Here is a 16,539-nt window from a genome sequence, read left to right on the forward strand (position 1 = left end):
GTGTCCTTCGGCACCAGCGCCCGCTGGATGATCGCGGCCGGGTCGTTGGCGCAGCGTCCGGTCGAGATGCCATGGACGAAGACCTCCGAGATGTGCCCGCGAACGCGGTGCGCCATGTTGAGCTTGCCCTTCGCCTCGATCGCCCGAATCGCCTTCAGCACCATGGGGGCGGTGATCTCGGTGATCGCCGTGCCGCCCAGCTCCCTGAAGGCGTGCGTCTCGAGGCGGCGAAGGATCGCCTTGCCATATTTGGGCGCCAGCGTGCCGGCCTTCAGGCGATGATACTCCCGCGCGATCGCCTCGAAGGTGTTGGCGGATGCGGCCGAGGTGGCGGCCTCCTCCTGCTTCTTGCGAACTCCTGGATCGATCCGCTGCAACAGCAGCTTGCGCGCCGCGTCTCGCGCTGCGCGCGCCTCCTCGAGCGTCATGGCAGGATAGGTGCCGAAGACCAGCTTCCGCTCGACCTTCCCCGCTTTGCCATCCGGCCGATCGCCGAATCGGTACTTGAACCGCCACGACCGAGAGCCCGTGGCGGTGACGTAGAGATAGAGCCCGCCGGAGTCGGAGAGCTTGTAAGGGCGCTCCTTCTTCTTCGCATTGCGACAGTGAAAATCCGTCAGCAAAGCCCGCCCCCAAGAAAGCCCCCAAATTGGGGGCCTTTTCATGATCGCGCGTGATCGCGCATGATCGCGGTGTGTGGCGTGGAAGGGCGGAAATCAAGGCGTTTTGAGCGGCGATGATCGCCCCTGATCGGCCTGCTTGGATGCCCCGTGAGGATTCGAACCTCAATTGACGGAGTCAGAGTCCGTAGTCTTACCTTTAGACGACGGGGCATCGGCCAAGCGCTCAAGGGCGCGGCTGGCAGGCCGCGCGAAATAGGGCGGGGTTCCTGACCTGTCAACGCCGCTTCGGACCCCATCCTTGCCGCAGCGGCGACTCTTCGCTACCCCTGCGGCCAAGCATGGGACGGGCCGTCATGGCCCGCGACCCAAACAGAACATAAGTGAGTGCAGTACGATGGGGGATGGCTCCGCCACTATACCCCGCGGCCCGAGGTCCGATTCGACCGGAACCCATGCGCCGCCACAGGACCGCCAGCCGCGCTCGCGCTGGCCCGAATCGCGCCATTATGCCGCGCTCGATCTCGGCACCAACAATTGCCGGCTGCTGATCGCGCGCCCGCAAGGCGGCGGGTTCGCGGTGGTCGATGCCTTTTCGCGAATCGTCCGGCTGGGCGAGGGCCTCGCCACCACCGGGCGCCTGTCCGACGCGGCGATCGAACGCACCATCGCCGCGCTCAAGGTCTGCGCCGAGAAACTGAAACGCCGCAACGTGACGCTCGCCCGCTCGGTCGCGACCGAGGCCTGCCGTCAAGCGGTGAACGGCGCGGAGTTCATCGAGCGCTGCTACCGCGAGACCGGCATCGCCCTCGACATCATCACCGCCGAGGAGGAAGCACGGCTGGCGGTGCTCGGCTGCCACGCCTTGCTGGAGCCCGGGGACGGCCCGGCGATCGTCTTCGATATTGGCGGCGGCTCGACCGAACTGGTGCTGGTCGATTCGCAAGTGCCGGTGCCCCGCATCCTCGACTGGCACAGCGCGCCATGGGGTGTGGTATCGCTGACCGAGGCCGCCGGGCAGGCCGGATCGGGCGCGCAGGGTCTCGCCGATCTCTACGCCGACATGCGGGCACGGGTGAAAGCGAGCTTCGCGCCATTCGCCGGCCGCTTGCGGCCGCCTGCGGGTACGCCGCGGCTGCTCGGCACCAGCGGCACCGTGACCACGCTCGCCAGTGTCCATCTCGGCCTTGCCGCCTATGACCGCTCGGTGATCGACGGACTGATCGTTCCGACGCAGGCGATGCGTGAGGTCAGCACGCGGCTGGCCGGGATGACGCTGGCCGAGCGCAGTCAGGTGCCGTGCATCGGCTCGGAGCGCGCCGATCTGGTGGTGGCGGGCTGCGCGATCCTCGAAACGATCCTCGATCTGTGGCCCGCCGCGCGGCTGGGCATCGCCGATCGCGGCATCCGCGAGGGCATCCTCCGCCGGCTGATGAATGGGCGGATGCTGTGAGCCGGGGCGGATCGCGCACCCATACAAGGGTCAAGACTTCGCGCGGGCGGACGCCGCAATCGAACCGCTGGCTCGAACGCCAGCTCAACGACCCTTACGTCAAGAAGGCCAAGGCCGAGGGCTATCGCAGCCGCGCCGCCTATAAGCTGATCGAGCTCGACGAGAAATTCGGCTTCCTCAAGGGCTCGAAACGCGTCGTCGATCTGGGTCTGGCGCCGGGCGGCTGGAGCCAGGTGATCCGCCGCAAGATGCCCAAGGCGGCGATCGTCGGCATCGACCTGCTGCCGGTCGATCCGATCGAAGGCGTGACGATCTTCCAGATGGATTTCATGGACGATAAGGCCCCCGACCTGCTGCTCGAGGCGCTGGGCGGCGCCCCCGATCTGGTGATTTCGGACATGGCGGCGAACACCGTCGGCCATCCGCAGACCGATGCGCTGCGAACCATGGGACTGGTCGAGCTCGCGCTCGATTTCGCGGTGCAGAATCTGGAGAAGGGCGGCAGCTTCGTCTCGAAGGTGTTCGCCGGCGGCGCCGATTCGGCGATGGTCGCCGAATTGAAGCGCAACTTCGCGACCGTGAAGCACGCCAAGCCGCCATCGAGCCGCAAAGGTTCGGTGGAATGGTTCGTGGTGGCGCAGGGGTTCAAGGGCCGATCAGCGGAATAGCATAGCTATTCCGTGTCGCGGACCGGCCCCGGCCAGCCTCGCATCGCGACGACCGGCGACGCGGCTTTGCCGCGGCGCAGTCCAAGCCCGAATAGAAAACGCCCCGGAATCGCTTCCGGGGCGTTTTCTGATCCTGCGATTCGCCTGCCTTTAGCCGTCGTAATCGCTGCCCAGATTCTGGTTCCGCGGCGGCGCGGCGGCAGTGAGGCGGAGCGCTTCGGCCGACGCCGAGAGGCTGCCGATCTCGTCCGGAGCTTCCTCGTCGTCGATCTGGACGCGCTGCATGCCCGAAACCACCGCCTCTTCGAGATGGGCGGGATGCACGGTTTCCTCAGCGATTTCGCGCAGCGCCACGACCGGGTTTTTATCGCGGTCGCGATCGATCGTCAGCTCGGCGCCGCCGGAGATCTGACGGGCGCGCTGGGCCGCGAACAGCACCAGATCGAAACGGTTGGAAATCTTGTCGACGCAATCTTCGACAGTGACGCGCGCCATGGAACGCTTCCTTGGAGTTAAGGGTGTCCGGAAAGGCGTGGCACCTAGGCGGCAGGCTCCGAATTGTCAAGGAAATGCGCGCTTCGCGCCCTGCGCGAACGATTCCGCCACACGCGCGTTTGATGACGGACCTGAAACGAAAGGCCGCCGCCAGATCATGCATGCGCTTGCCAACCTTGCCGATGCTCCGCACATGCCGGTGATGCCCGTGCCCGCGACCTTCGATGTAGACGGCAACAGGCTGACGTTGCTGACCGAAGGCCCCGCGCGACTGGCGGCTTTGCTTGATCTGATCAAATCGGCCAAGCGATCGCTGCGCGTGCTCTATTATATCTATGTCGCCGACAAGGCGGGCGAGGCGGTGCGCGACGCGCTGCTGGCGGCCGCGTGGCGCGGGGTCGAGGTTCATCTGATCGTCGATGGCATGGGCAGCGAGCCCGCGCAGGGCAGAGGCTTTTTCGATCCGCTGCGTGCCGCCGGCGTCGATGTCTGCCGCTTCGTGCCGCGCTGGGGGCGGCGCTATCTGCTGCGCAACCACCAGAAGCTGGCGCTCGCCGACGAAGAGCGGGTGATGATCGGCGGCTTCAACATCGAGGACAGCTATTTCGGCACCGCCGCCGACGCCGCGTGGCGCGATCTCGGGCTGATGGTCGAAGGGCCGGCGGTCGCGCGGCTGACCGGCTATTTCGACGCGCTGTCGCGCTGGGCCAAGCGCCCCAGGGCCTCGATGCGCAAGCTCGCCAAAACGCTCAAGGCCTGGAGCGAGCCCGATGGTGCCACGCGCTGGCTGCTCGGCGGGCCGATGCGGCGGCTCTCACCCTGGGCGCGCGTGGTCAAGCGCGACATGGAACAGGCAAGGGCGATCGACCTGATCGCCGCCTATTTCGCGCCGAATCCGGCGATGCTTCGCCGCCTCGACAAGGCCGGCAAGCGAGGAACCGTGCGGCTGGTGCTGCCTTCCAAACTGGATCATGGCGCCGCGATCTGGGCGGCGCGCTTCACCTATGCGGGGTTGCTGCGCAAGCGCGTCCAGATCTACGAATATCAGCCGACCAAGCTGCACACCAAGCTCTTCGTCATCGACGATGTCGTCCATATCGGCTCGGCCAATTTCGACATCCGCTCGATGTTCCTCAATCTGGAGCTGATGTTCCGCATCGAGGATGCGAGCTTCGCCGCGCATGTCCGCGCCTATGTCGATGGCGAGATCGCCAATTCCGAGCGAATCACGGCCGAGCTCTACAAGGCGCGCACCGGGCTATGGACGCGGATCAAACAGGCAGCCGCCTATTTCGTGATGGCGGTGCTCGATTATAACGTCACGCGCCGCCTCAATTTCGCGCCGCGCCGAAAATCCTGATCCAGATCAGGTGCTTGAGCGAACGACTCGCATTTGGCACCGCGCAGGCAAGCACGCGTTTGCACCCTGAGACAGACAGGGAGCATCATCATGGCCGACAAACCCGACGCGATCGCCCTTTTGAAAGCCGACCATCGCAAGGTCGAGGAATTGTTCGAGCAGTTCGAAGCCGCCAGCGGCGCGGGCAGGAAGGAAAAGCTCGCGATGCAGATCTGCATGGAGCTGACCGTCCACACCAAGATCGAGGAGGAGATCTTCTATCCGGCCTGCGAGGGCAAGATCGAGGAAGATCTGCTCAAGGAAGCCTATGTCGAGCATGACGGCGCCAAGGTGTTGATCGCCGAGATCGAAGCGGGCGGCCCGGACGACGAATATTATGATGCCAAGGTCAAGGTCCTCTCCGAACAGATCGAGCACCATGTCGAGGAGGAAGAAAAGCGAATGGAGGGCATGTTCAGCCAGGCGCGCCGGGCCGGGCTCGATATGGACGCGCTGGGCGACCAGATGCGCGCCCGCAAGAAACAGTTGATCGCCACCTACAAGGCGAGCGGCCTGCCCAAGCCCGAGACGACGACGCTGAGCGATGTAGCGGTCTAAGGCCGGGACTCGATTAACAATGTGACTGAGCCAATCCCTCCCTTGATGGGGGAGGGATTGGATGGATGCTCTCCACGCGCCGGTGCTGGAGAGCAATCACCCTCACCCTCCCATCAAGGGAGGGGGGTTGATAGGTTATCGCCAGATCCAAGCGGGCGATTCGTCATGACGCAGGCGAGCCTGGCAACGCGAATGGTCCCAATGGTCGCACTGACCATGGGGCGTTTTCCGGCGAAAGTTCCGGCGAAGTCTAGGCCATGTGCGGATCGGGTGCGTGCGCCGACATGCTGACAAGCGATGACAATGAGAAAGAGCCGCGCGGACTCTTTCATACGGAATCCTACATGAGAAGCTCTGCCTAGGGACAAGCCGGAAGGCTATCCAGCCGATTGCAAATCGCGGACAACGCCATGCTCGCGCGCTTGCCGTTTCCCGCGCCGCGCGGCATGGGAGGCGGCTCGTTCGCAGGAGTAGGCGCGCATGAAGGACAGGCTGGTAACGCTGATCGGTGGAGGCGGATTTCTCGGCCGCTATGTCGCGCAGGACCTGTTCGCCACCGGCGCGCGCGTGCGGGTGGTGCAGCCGCGTCCGCGCGACGCCTGGTTCGTCAAGACGCTCGGCGGGCTCGGCCAGACCCAGTTCGCCGCGGCCGATGTCCGCAAGCCCGAAAGCCTCGCGCGCGCGCTTCGCGGATCGGATGCGGTGGTCAATCTCGCCGGAGTGCTGCGCGGCGATTTCGAGGGCGTGCATGTGGAAGGCGCGCGCAATGTCGCCGAGGCCGCCGCCGCCGCGGGCGTATCGTCGCTGATCCACATATCCGCGCTGGGCGCCGATCCGGACTCGGCCTATGGCCGCAGCAAGGGCGAAGGCGATGCCGCGGTCCGCAAGGCATTCCCCGACGCGACGATCTTCCGCCCGTCGATCCTGTTCGGCCGCGAGGACCGGTTCGTGAATCGCTTCGCCGGCATGATCGCCAACGCGCCGGTGGCAGTGCCGGTGCTACGCGGCGAGGCGAAGTTCCAGCCGGCCTATGTCGCCGATGTCGCGCAGGCGATCGTTCAGGCGCTGGCCGATCCCGCCACGCATGCCGGGCGCACCTACACGCTGGGCGGGCCCGACGTGATTTCAATGGCCGGGCTGTTCAAATGGATCGGCGCCACGATCGGACGCGACGTATCTTTTATCGAATTGCCCGATGCGATCGGCGGCATCGTGCCGTTCCTGCCCTTCGCCCCGATCACCCGCGATCAATGGCGGATGCTGGCCACCGACAATGTCGTCCCGGCGACCGGCGTGGGCTTCGGCGCCTTCGGCATCGTGCCGACACCGCTAGCGACGGTCGCGCCGGCATGGATGGTGCGCTTTCGCAAGGCGGGCCGCTTCGGCAAGGCGCGCGCCGCGGCCTGAACGCGGCGTTTTGGGGTAAAAGGGGGCGTATCACATGAGCGATATCATCGTCGCGATCCTGCTCGGCATCGTCGAGGGCATCACCGAGTTCCTGCCGGTCTCATCGACCGGGCATCTGATCCTCGCCACCGAGCTGATGGGCTATGACGCGGCGAAATGGGCGGTGTTCAACATCGCCATCCAGCCCGGCGCGATCCTCGCCATCGTCGCGCTCTATTGGCGAACCTTCCTCGCGGTGTTCAAGGGCCTGCTCAAATGGGAAGCGAGTTCGGTCGCGTTCGTGCGCAACCTGCTGATCGCCTTCATTCCCGCCGTCGTGCTGGGGCTAGCCTTTGCCGACCAGATCGACGCTCTGCTCGAGAATGCGACGGTGGTCGCCTGGGCGCTGATCGCGGGCGGCGTCGCGATCCTGCTGGTCGAGCGGCTGGCCAAAACCAACAACGTGCTTGGCATATCCGGCGTCTCGCTCGGCCAATCGATCAAGATCGGCCTGGTCCAGTGCCTGGCAATGATCCCGGGCGTCAGCCGTTCGGGCGCGACGATCATGGGGGCGATGGCATTGGGAATCGACCGCCGCACCGCCGCCGATTTCAGCTTCTTCCTGGCGTTGCCGACCCTGACCGGCGCGACCGTGCTCCAGCTCTACAAGCATCGCGACGCGATCACTTCGGACAGTCTCGGGCTGATCGCGGTTGGTTTCGTCGTGTCGTTCGTGGTCGCGCTGGCGGTGGTGAAGGCGTTCCTCGCGGTGGTCACAAAGCACGGTTTCGCGCCATTTGCCTGGTACCGAATCATTGCCGGTGCTGCGACATTGGTGTGGCTTGGACTAAGATAAGGCCGAAACGGCCATAAAATAACCGGGAATTCTTGTAATTATCGTGCGCGTCGTCCGTTATTTCGATAAATAGGTCAGTCCTAATGACTTTAATTCACCGTCGCCCTGTTATAGCGGGGCGATATGGCAGACGAACGCATGCTCAAATTTGTCGGCACGGGCCAACAATACCCGTCAAAGCGCGCGGCGAAGCTACGCGCGGAGGATTTCCGTGAGATCGCGGATCGCTACGCGGTGCCGAACGCGGAGGAGCAGGCTGGGCGCTGCTCGCAATGCGGCGTGCCCTATTGCACGGTGCATTGCCCGCTCCACAATCATATCCCCGACTGGCTGCGGTTGACCGCCGAGGGGCGGCTGCGCGAGGCGTATGCGCTGTCGAACAGCACTTCGACCATGCCCGAAATCTGCGGCCGCATCTGCCCGCAGGACCGGCTGTGCGAAGGCAATTGCGTCATCGAATTCTCGGGTCACGGCGCGGTGACGATCGGTTCGGTCGAGAAGTTCATTACCGACACCGCGTGGGAAGAAGGTTGGGTCGAGCCGGTGCAGGTCGGCCCCGCGCGCGGCCAGTCGGTCGGGGTGATCGGCGCCGGGCCCGCCGGGCTCGCCGCGGCCGAATATATGCGCGGCTATGGCTATGACGTGCATGTCTATGATCGCCATGACCGCGCCGGCGGGTTGCTGACCTATGGCATTCCCGGCTTCAAGCTGGAGAAGCATGTCGTCATGCGCCGCGTCGAGCGGCTCAAGCAAGCCGGCATCGTCTTCCACCAGGGTTTCGAAGTCGGCCGCGACGCCAGCCTCGACGAATTGCGCGCGAAGCACGACAGCATCCTGATCGCCACTGGCGTCTACAAGGCGCGCGGCATCAAGGCGCCGGGTGCAGGCGCGGCGGGCGTGGTCGAAGCGCTCGATTACCTCACCGCCTCCAACCGCAAGGGTTTCGGCGACGCGGTTCCCGAATTCGACGATGGAAGCCTTGATGCCGCCGGCAAGCATGTCGTCGTCATCGGCGGCGGCGACACGGCGATGGACTGCGTGCGCACTGCGGTCCGCCAGGGCGCGACATCGGTGAAATGCCTCTACCGCCGCGACCGCGCCAATATGCCCGGATCGCAGCGCGAGACCGCCAATGCCGAGGAGGAAGGCGTCGAGTTCGTCTGGCTCTCCGCCCCCGAAGCGTTCGACGGCGGCGACAGGGTCACCGGCGTGAAAGCGGCGAAGATGCGCCTTGGCGCGCCCGACGCCAGCGGCCGCCGCTCGCCCGAGCGCGATCCGGGCGCGGAGTTCCAGTTCCCCGCCGATCTCGTGATCAAGGCGCTCGGCTTCGAAGCCGAGGATCTGCCGGCCCTGTTCGGCGCGCCCGAACTCGGCGTTACCCGCTGGGGCACGGTCCGCGCCGATGGCAAGACGATGATGACCAGCCTCGACGGCGTCTTCGCCGCCGGCGACATCGTCCGGGGCGCCAGCCTGGTGGTGTGGGCGATCCGCGACGGCCGGGATGTCTCGGCGCACATGCATGCGTGGATGCGCGCCCGCGCGAAGGCGGAGGCTGCCTGAGATGCGTATCTTGCTCGCCGCTGCTCCGTTCGTGGTCCTGATGCTTTCCGCAGGCCAAGCGCAGATCTCAAAGGATCCCGACGCGCATGAGGCACTTGCCGCCAAGCTCGTCTCGGTCCTGCCGCCTTCGGGTAATGAACAGCCCGGGCCCGATCCGCTGGCTGCCACGCGCGCCGCGGATATAACCAAGGCGCATCCGGCGAAATCGGCAGCGATCGCCGCGGCCTTTGCCGATCGCGTGCGCTGCTCGAGCGCCAGGCGCGACGAGACGGTCAGCCGCCTGCTGCTCGCGGTCACGCGCAAGCTGACCGACGACGAACTGCGCGCGATGATCGCGTTCTACACCGGCCCCGATCTCGCTGCGGCGGAAAAGGCGGAGGACGGCTCGCCCGAGATGGAGGCGCTGATGCGGCGCTACCCGCTCAAGCGCTTCGGCGAGGTGATGCAAACCGAGATGAGTACGAAGATGTTCGATGAGGTGATGGCGGCGGAAGATGCCTGCGAAGCGGGCCTGACGGAAACGCTCGCCAAGCAGGGAATTGAGGAATGAGCCAGGCAGAGCGCGAGCGCCTCGCCCGTGAGGGCATGTACCGCCCCGAATTCGAAGGCGATGCCTGCGGCGTCGGCCTGGTCGCCGCGACCGACGGCCAGCCGTCGCGCCGCGTGGTGCAATCGGCGATCGATGCGCTGAAAGCGGTGTGGCATCGTGGCGCCGTCGATGCCGATGGCAAGACCGGTGACGGCGCCGGCCTGCATGTCGATCTGCCGGCGCGCTTCTTCGACGATGCCATCGCCGCCGGCGGCCATCGCGTGCTGCCCAACCGGCTCGCGGTCGGCATGATCTTCCTGCCGCGTACCGATCTCGGGGCGCAGGAAGCGTGCCGCACCATCGTCGAATCCGAGATCATCGAGGCCGGCTACACCATCTATGGCTGGCGGCAGGTGCCGGTCGATGTCAGCGTCATCGGGATGAAGGCGCAGGCGACGCGTCCCGAGATCGAGCAGATCATGATCGCCGGGCCGCTGCCGGGCGATCAGGACGCCGCCGAATTCGAAAAGAACCTCTATCTGGTCCGCCGCCGGATCGAGAAGCGGATCATCGCCGCGCAGGTGCAGGGTTTCTACATCTGCTCGCTCAGCTGCCGCTCGATCATCTACAAGGGGCTGTTCCTCGCCGAATCCCTCAGCGACTTCTATCCCGACCTCAAGGACGACCGCTTCACCAGCCGGGTCGCGATCTTCCATCAGCGCTATTCGACCAACACCTTCCCGCAATGGTGGCTGGCCCAGCCATTCCGCTGCCTCGCCCACAATGGCGAGATCAACACGATCCGCGGCAACAAGAACTGGATGCTCAGCCACGAGATCAAGATGGCGAGCCTGGCGTTCGGCGAGCAGAGCGAGGATATCAAGCCGGTGATCCCGGCGGGCGCTTCGGACACGGCGGCGTTGGACGCGGTATTCGAGGCGATCTGCCGCTCGGGCCGCGACGCGCCGACCGCCAAGCTGATGCTCGTTCCCGAGGCATGGTCCGACGAGGACACGCCGCCGAACCATCTGGCGATGTATAAGTATCTCGCGAGCGTGATGGAGCCGTGGGACGGCCCCGCCGCGCTGGCGATGACCGATGGCCGCTGGGCGGTCGCGGGTGTCGACCGCAACGCGCTGCGGCCACTGCGCTACACCCAGACCAGTGACGGGCTGCTCATCGTTGGCTCCGAGACCGGCATGGTCCAGATCCCCGAATCCTCGGTGGTCGCCAAGGGCCGGATGGGCCCGGGGCAGATGATCGCGGTCGATCTCGATAGCGGCGTGCTGTTCGAGGACCGTGCGATCAAGGACCGCATCTCGGGCGAGGCCGATTATGCCGGGATGATCGGCGAGTTCATCCGGATCGATGCCCTTGCCGCACCCACGCTCGAACCGCTGCGCTTCGAGCGTGCCGAACTGACCCGTCGCCAGGTCGCCGCAGGCCAGACGCTGGAGGATATGGAGCTGATCCTGTCGCCGATGGTCGAGACCGCCAAGGAAGCGATCGGATCGATGGGCGACGATACGCCCCTGGCGGTGATCAGCGACAAGCCGCGCCTGATCAGCCAGTTCTTCCGCCAGAATTTCTCACAGGTCACCAACCCGCCGATCGACAGCCTTCGCGAGCGCCAGGTGATGACGCTGCGCACGCGCTTCGGAAACCTTGCCAATATCCTCGATACCGAGGGCGGGGGCAGCCGCGTGCTGGTGCTCGAAAGCCCGGTGCTGACCAATAGCGACTGGGACCGGTTGCGCAGCCATTTCGGCAGCCAGGCGGCCGAGATCGACTGTACCTTCGACAAGGGCGGGGACGCCGACACGCTGCGCGCCGCGATCACGCGCATCCGCTACGAGGCCGAGCAGGCGGTCCGCGCCGGTTGCACCGAACTGTTCCTGACCGACGAGCATCAGGGGCCGGACAAGGTCGCGATTGCCGGCGTGCTGGCGGCGGCGGCGGTGCACACGCACCTCGTCCGCCGCGGGCTGCGCAGCTATGCCTCGGTCAATATCCGCACCGCCGAATGCCTCGACACGCACTATTACGCGGTGCTGATCGGCGTCGGCGCGACGACGGTGAACGCCTATCTCGCCGAAGCCGCGATCGTCGACCGTCAGGCGCGGGGCCTGTTCGGCGATCTCAGCATCGAAGATTGCCTGTACCGCCACCGCAAGGCGATCGACGAGGGGCTGCTCAAGATCCTTTCCAAGATGGGGATCGCAGTGATCTCCTCCTATCGCGGCGGCTATAACTTCGAGGCGGTCGGCCTCAGCCGCGCTCTGGTCCACGATCTCTTCCCCGGCATGCCCGCCAAGATTTCGGGCGAAGGCTATGCCTCGCTGCACCTCAATGCCACGATGCGCCACGATGCCGCCTATGACGCCGGCGTCGCGACGCTGCCGATCGGCGGTTTTTACCGCCAGCGCTTCGGCGGCGAGACGCATGCCTATTCGGCGCAGCTGATGCACCTGCTGCAGACCGCGGTCTCGACCGACAGCTATTCGAATTATCTCGCCTTCTCGCGCGGGGTTCGCGATCTGCCGCCGGTCTATCTGCGCGATCTGCTCGAGTTCAATTTCCCCGATTCGGGCATCGCCATCGACCAAGTCGAGGCGATCACCGAGATCCGCAAGCGCTTCGTCACGCCGGGCATGTCGCTAGGCGCGCTCAGCAAGGAAGCGCATGAGACGCTGTCGATCGCGATGAACCGCATCGGCGCCAAGGCCGTCTCGGGTGAGGGCGGCGAGGATAGCGAGCGCTATCGCCCCCGCGAAAATGGCGACAACGCCAATTCGGTCATCAAGCAGATCGCGTCGGGCCGTTTCGGCGTCACCGCCGAATATCTCAACGCGTGCGACGAGATCGAAATCAAGGTGACCCAAGGCGCCAAGCCCGGCGAGGGCGGGCAGCTGCCCGGATTCAAGGTCACCGAGTTCATCGCGAAGTTGCGCCACGCGACTCCTGGGGTGACGCTGATCTCGCCGCCGCCGCACCACGACATCTATTCGATCGAGGATCTGGCCCAGCTCATCTACGATTTGAAGATGATCAACCCGCGCGCCCGAGTGTGCGTCAAGCTGGTCAGCTCGGCGGGCATCGGCACCGTCGCGGCGGGTGTCGCCAAGGCACATGCCGACGTGATCCTGATCGCCGGCCATGTCGGCGGCACCGGCGCCAGCCCCCAGACCAGCGTGAAATATGCCGGCACCCCGTGGGAAATGGGCCTCAGCGAAGTCAACCAGACCCTCACCCTCAACGGCCTGCGCGGCCGGGTGAAGCTGCGCACCGATGGCGGGCTCAAGACCGGGCGCGACATCGTGATCGCCGCGATCCTGGGGGCCGAGGAGTTCGGCATCGGCACATTGAGCCTCGTCGCGATGGGCTGCATCATGGTGCGCCAATGCCATTCGAACACCTGTCCGGTCGGCGTCTGCACCCAGGACGAGAGGCTGCGAGCGAAGTTTACCGGCACGCCGGAGAAGGTCATCAACCTGATGACCTTCATCGCCGAGGAAGTCCGCGAGATCCTCGCCAAGCTCGGCTTCTCCAGTCTCGACGAAGTCATCGGCCGCACCGAATTGCTGCGTCAGGTAAGCCGTGGCGCCGAGCATCTCGACGATCTCGATTTGAACCCGATCCTCGCCAAGGTCGATGCGAGTGACGCCGAGCGGCGCTTCTCGCTCAGCACCTTCCGCAACGAAGTGCCCGACAGCCTCGGCGCGCAGATGATCAGGGACGCCGCCGCCGTCTTCTCGCGCGGCGAGAAGATGCAGCTGACCTATACGGTGCGCAACACCCACCGCGCGGTCGGCACCCGGCTGTCGAGCGAAGTCACCCGCAAGTTCGGCATGTCGACGCTTGCCGACGGGCATATCCATGTCCGCCTGCGCGGTTCGGCGGGGCAATCGCTCGGCGCGTTCCTGTGCAAGGGCGTCACCCTCGAAGTGTTCGGCGATTCGAACGACTATGTCGGCAAGGGATTGTCCGGCGGCACCATCGTCGTGCGGCCGATGGTCAGCTCACCGATGGAATCGTGGAAGAACACGATTCTAGGCAACACGGTGCTTTATGGCGCGACATCGGGACGGCTCTTCGCGGCGGGGCAGGCCGGGGAGCGCTTCGCGGTGCGCAATTCGGGCGCCGAAGTGGTGGTCGAAGGCTGCGGCGCCAATGGCTGCGAATATATGACCAACGGCACCGCCGTGGTGCTGGGCACGGTCGGCTCCAACTTCGGCGCCGGCATGACCGGCGGCATGGCCTTTGTGTACGACGCGGACGGCAGCTTCGAGAGCAGAGCCAATCCCGAGAGCATCGTCTGGCAACGACTCGCCTCGGCGCATTGGGAAGCCAAGCTTCGTGCGCTGGTCGAAGCGCACGCGCACGCGACCGACAGCAAATGGTCGCGGGGCCTGCTCGACGAATGGGACCGCGCGCTGGGCCATTTCTGGCAGGTGGTGCCGAAGGAGATGCTCACCCGCCTCGCCGAACCGCTCGATGATTCCGCGCACGCGGCGGCAGCAGAGTAAGTCTTCACCACTTCCCCGCGGGCGCGGTGCTGGCTAAGGAGCCGGCTCCGACGCACCGCAGGGCAAGGACGCGCGCATGAAACTGATCGCCGGCAATTCGAACCTTCCGCTCGCCACCGCGATCGCCGCCTATCTTGAGATTCCGCTCACCCAGGCCAATGTCCGCCGCTTCGCCGACGAGGAAATCTTCGTCGAGGTGCTCGAGAATGTCCGCGGCGAGGATGTGTTCGTCGTCCAGTCGACCAGCTTCCCGGCCAACGACAACCTCATGGAGCTGCTGATCATGGTGGATGCGCTCAAGCGCGCATCGGCCAAGCGGATCACCGCGGTGCTGCCCTATTTCGGCTATGCCCGCCAGGACCGGAAGCCCGGCCCGCGCACCCCGATCTCGGCCAAGCTCGTCGCCAATCTGGTGACGGTGGCGGGCGCCGACCGCGTGCTTTCGGTCGATCTCCATGCCGGGCAGATCCAGGGTTTCTTCGATATCCCGACCGACAATCTGTGGGGCGCACCGGTGATGTCGGCGGACATCCGCAGCCGCTTTCCCGGCAAGCAGTGGATGGTGGTTTCGCCCGACGTCGGCGGCGTGGTCCGCGCCCGCAGCCTCGCCAAGCGGCTCGACAACGCCCCGCTGGCGATCGTCGACAAGCGCCGCGAGAAGCCGGGCGAATCCGAAGTGATGAACATCATCGGCGAGGTCCAGGGGCGCTTCTGCATCCTGATCGACGACATCGTCGATTCGGCGGGCACGCTGTGCAACGCCGCCGCTGCGCTCAAGGCGAGCGGCGCCGAGGATGTAGTCGCCTATTGCACCCATGGCGTACTGTCGGGCGGGGCGGTGGCGCGGGTCGATGGCTCGGCGCTGGCCGAGCTGGTGATCACCGATTCGATCGGCAACCATGCGATCATCGCCGAGAGCGCCAAGATCCGGCATTTGACCATCGCGCCGCTGCTCGCCGAGGCGATCCGCCGCATCGCCGACGAGACATCGGTATCTTCGCTGTTCGACTAGCTTCCGGCGCGCGGACCGCGAATGTTGAGGAAGTTTAGTGTTTTCGGGGGGGCGCAACATCGCTCCCTGCGAGACGCATGTAAAAGTTGCGGGGAGGCGACGGCGGCGCGACACCGGAGCGACAGCCACGCGACGGGTGCCAATATTCAGGCTTTCAAAGAGCGGCCGAACCTGCCGGCGGCACAGCCAAGCAAGCCAAATCCTACATTGGAAGCCTAGACGACCGCATCCCAGACCAGCTTGATGCCGACCAGGATCATCAGCCAGTAGATCGCCGTGTAGAAGCGCTCGGCCGAAACACGGCGTACCAGCCAAACCCCTGCGATCGTTGACAGAATGGCGACCGGCAGCAGCGCCGCGGCGAGCAGAAGGTTGGCAGGCGTGAACTGGCCGAGGGCCAGATAGGCCGGCACCTTGATCCAGTTGACCGCCGCGAAGAAGATCGCAGTGGTCCCGACCAGCATGTCGCGCGGCAGGCGGCGCGGCAGCACCCAGAGCTGGAAGGGCGGCCCGCCGGCATGGGCGATCTGGCTGGTGAAGCCCGCCGCGACCCCGGCGATGCTGCCGACCCAGCCGGGCGAGTGTTTCGCCTCGGGCAGGCTATGGCGCTCGATCCATAGCCGATAGGCGCCGAACAGGATCGAGATCGCCCCGACCGCCGCCATCACCGCATCGGGCGAGACCGAAGCGGCGAAGACATAGCCGAGGACGATGCCGATCACCGCACCCGGCAGCATCCAGCCCAGCACATACCAGTCGATCGAGCGGCGAAACGCCCAGACCCCGACCACGTCCTGCGCGATCAGCAAGGGCAGCATGATCGCGGCGGCGCGCACCGGATCGGTGACCAGCGCCAGCATCGGCAGCGACAGCGCGCCCATCCCCGCGAATCCGCCCTTGGCGAGCCCGAGCAGGATCACGGCGGGAATGGCGAGCAGCCAGAAATGCCAATCGGCGAGAAGCATGCGGTTGCTCTAGCTGATCCTCCCCGGAACGGGGAGGGGGACCAGCCGCAGGCTGGCGGAGGGGGCGTGCCGCAGGCGAGTCGCCGGTGGGGAACCCCCTCCGTCAGGCTTCGCCTGCCACCTCCCCGTACCGGGGAGGATTGAGTTGCGCGTTCGCCCAAACAGCCTATCGCATCCCGCATGGCCGAAGACCGCACCGGACAGACCGTCGTGATGTTCGTCTCGCAGCGCACCGGCATGGATGCCGAGGGCTATGCCACCGCCGCCGCGGCGATGGACGCGCTTGCCGCCAAGCAGCCGGGCTATCGCGGCGTGGACAGCGTCTCCCGCGATGGCCTCGGCATCACCCTCAGCTACTGGGCCGACGAAGCGAGCGCGGTGGCGTGGCGCAAGCACCCCGAGCATGCCGAGACCCGCGAGGCCGGGCGCGGACGCTGGTATGCCTGGTATATGCTCCATGTCGCCGAGATCGGGCGCAGCTATGGCTGGACGCGGCCGTGAAATTGGGGACC

The 16,539-nt window shown here is 65.8% G+C and carries 14 protein-coding genes and 1 tRNA gene; 11 read left to right on the plus strand and 4 right to left on the minus strand.

Features of this window, described 5'->3' with window-relative positions; genetic code table 11:
* A partial coding sequence (locus tag KF730_RS12180; RefSeq protein WP_294097550.1) for an integrase arm-type DNA-binding domain-containing protein occupies window positions 1-623 on the minus strand: 623 nt, incomplete at its 3' end.
* A 137-nt stretch (window positions 624-760) separates the two neighbouring features.
* Window positions 761-834: transfer RNA gene (locus KF730_RS12185), tRNA-Gln, on the minus strand.
* Between the two features lie 183 nt (window positions 835-1,017).
* On the opposite strand from KF730_RS12185, the gene KF730_RS12190 reads away from it, so the two are divergent.
* Both KF730_RS12190 and KF730_RS12195 read left to right on the plus strand, forming a co-directional pair.
* A complete protein-coding gene (locus KF730_RS12190) occupies window positions 1,018-2,073 on the plus strand; it encodes a Ppx/GppA phosphatase family protein (protein ID WP_294097552.1) in 1,056 nt (351 codons plus the stop codon).
* A complete protein-coding gene (locus tag KF730_RS12195; RefSeq protein WP_294097554.1) occupies window positions 2,070-2,741 on the plus strand; it encodes an RlmE family RNA methyltransferase in 672 nt (223 codons plus the stop codon). Before KF730_RS12190 ends, KF730_RS12195 begins: the two co-directional genes overlap by 4 nt.
* A gap of 150 nt (window positions 2,742-2,891) precedes the next feature.
* On the opposite strand, the gene rpoZ is transcribed toward KF730_RS12195, so the two are convergent.
* Window positions 2,892-3,236, minus strand: a complete 345-nt coding sequence (gene rpoZ, locus KF730_RS12200) for a DNA-directed RNA polymerase subunit omega (RefSeq protein ID WP_294097556.1) — start codon at window positions 3,234-3,236, stop codon at window positions 2,892-2,894.
* Between the two features lie 202 nt (window positions 3,237-3,438).
* Between rpoZ and KF730_RS12205 the strand changes: the two genes are divergently transcribed.
* The 8 genes from KF730_RS12205 (at window position 3,439) to KF730_RS12240 (ending at window position 15,062) form a co-directional block, all read left to right on the plus strand.
* Window positions 3,439-4,596, plus strand: a complete 1,158-nt coding sequence (locus KF730_RS12205) for a phosphatidylserine/phosphatidylglycerophosphate/cardiolipin synthase family protein (protein WP_294099862.1) — start codon at window positions 3,439-3,441, stop codon at window positions 4,594-4,596.
* Between the two features lie 90 nt (window positions 4,597-4,686).
* The gene (locus KF730_RS12210) at window positions 4,687-5,193 is read left to right on the plus strand and encodes a hemerythrin domain-containing protein (protein ID WP_294097558.1); all 507 of its coding nucleotides are present in this window, start codon (window positions 4,687-4,689) and stop codon (window positions 5,191-5,193) included.
* Between the two features lie 480 nt (window positions 5,194-5,673).
* Window positions 5,674-6,600: a complex I NDUFA9 subunit family protein gene (locus tag KF730_RS12215; protein WP_294097572.1), complete on the plus strand. Its 927-nt coding sequence runs from the start codon at window positions 5,674-5,676 to the stop codon at window positions 6,598-6,600.
* A 34-nt stretch (window positions 6,601-6,634) separates the two neighbouring features.
* Complete coding sequence (locus KF730_RS12220; protein WP_294097574.1) at window positions 6,635-7,435, plus strand: undecaprenyl-diphosphate phosphatase; 801 nt, start codon at window positions 6,635-6,637, stop codon at window positions 7,433-7,435.
* 123 nt (window positions 7,436-7,558) lie between these two features.
* Window positions 7,559-8,995: an NAD(P)-dependent oxidoreductase gene (locus KF730_RS12225; RefSeq protein ID WP_294097579.1), complete on the plus strand. Its 1,437-nt coding sequence runs from the start codon at window positions 7,559-7,561 to the stop codon at window positions 8,993-8,995.
* Between the two features lies 1 nt (window position 8,996).
* Entirely contained in the window at window positions 8,997-9,545 is a 549-nt protein-coding gene (locus tag KF730_RS12230; protein WP_294097581.1) for a hypothetical protein, read from the plus strand.
* Window positions 9,542-14,050: a glutamate synthase large subunit gene (gene gltB, locus KF730_RS12235; RefSeq protein ID WP_294097583.1), complete on the plus strand. Its 4,509-nt coding sequence runs from the start codon at window positions 9,542-9,544 to the stop codon at window positions 14,048-14,050. The genes KF730_RS12230 and gltB overlap by 4 nt, the downstream gene beginning before the upstream one ends.
* 76 nt (window positions 14,051-14,126) lie before the next feature.
* Window positions 14,127-15,062, plus strand: coding sequence for a ribose-phosphate pyrophosphokinase (locus tag KF730_RS12240; RefSeq protein ID WP_294097585.1), 936 nt, complete (start codon window positions 14,127-14,129; stop codon window positions 15,060-15,062).
* A 215-nt stretch (window positions 15,063-15,277) separates the two neighbouring features.
* On the opposite strand, the gene KF730_RS12245 is transcribed toward KF730_RS12240, so the two are convergent.
* On the minus strand, window positions 15,278-16,027 hold the full coding sequence (locus tag KF730_RS12245; RefSeq protein ID WP_294097589.1) for a sulfite exporter TauE/SafE family protein: 750 nt from the start codon (window positions 16,025-16,027) through the stop codon (window positions 15,278-15,280).
* 180 nt (window positions 16,028-16,207) lie between these two features.
* Here KF730_RS12245 and KF730_RS12250 point away from each other — a divergent pair, with 180 nt between their 5' ends.
* Window positions 16,208-16,528 (plus strand): antibiotic biosynthesis monooxygenase, encoded by a 321-nt coding sequence (locus KF730_RS12250; RefSeq protein WP_294097591.1) that lies wholly within the window; start codon window positions 16,208-16,210, stop codon window positions 16,526-16,528.
* Window positions 16,529-16,539 lie beyond the last annotated feature (11 nt).

Origin of the sequence: Sphingomonas sp., assembly GCF_019635515.1 — a bacterium.
Taxonomy (GTDB): Bacteria; Pseudomonadota; Alphaproteobacteria; order Sphingomonadales; family Sphingomonadaceae; genus Sphingomonas.

Coding starts and splice junctions, on each gene's coding strand:
- KF730_RS12215 (WP_294097572.1), top strand. CDS start 5,674: ATGAAGGACAGGCTGGTAACGCTGATCGGTGGAGGCGGATTTCTCGGC.
- rpoZ (WP_294097556.1), bottom strand. CDS start 3,236: ATGGCGCGCGTCACTGTCGAAGATTGCGTCGACAAGATTTCCAACCGT.
- KF730_RS12205 (WP_294099862.1), top strand. CDS start 3,439: ATGCCCGTGCCCGCGACCTTCGATGTAGACGGCAACAGGCTGACGTTG.
- KF730_RS12225 (WP_294097579.1), top strand. CDS start 7,559: ATGGCAGACGAACGCATGCTCAAATTTGTCGGCACGGGCCAACAATAC.
- KF730_RS12230 (WP_294097581.1), top strand. CDS start 8,997: ATGCGTATCTTGCTCGCCGCTGCTCCGTTCGTGGTCCTGATGCTTTCC.
- gltB (WP_294097583.1), top strand. CDS start 9,542: ATGAGCCAGGCAGAGCGCGAGCGCCTCGCCCGTGAGGGCATGTACCGC.
- KF730_RS12190 (WP_294097552.1), top strand. CDS start 1,018: ATGGGGGATGGCTCCGCCACTATACCCCGCGGCCCGAGGTCCGATTCG.
- KF730_RS12245 (WP_294097589.1), bottom strand. CDS start 16,027: ATGCTTCTCGCCGATTGGCATTTCTGGCTGCTCGCCATTCCCGCCGTG.
- KF730_RS12250 (WP_294097591.1), top strand. CDS start 16,208: ATGGCCGAAGACCGCACCGGACAGACCGTCGTGATGTTCGTCTCGCAG.
- KF730_RS12240 (WP_294097585.1), top strand. CDS start 14,127: ATGAAACTGATCGCCGGCAATTCGAACCTTCCGCTCGCCACCGCGATC.
- KF730_RS12210 (WP_294097558.1), top strand. CDS start 4,687: ATGGCCGACAAACCCGACGCGATCGCCCTTTTGAAAGCCGACCATCGC.
- KF730_RS12220 (WP_294097574.1), top strand. CDS start 6,635: ATGAGCGATATCATCGTCGCGATCCTGCTCGGCATCGTCGAGGGCATC.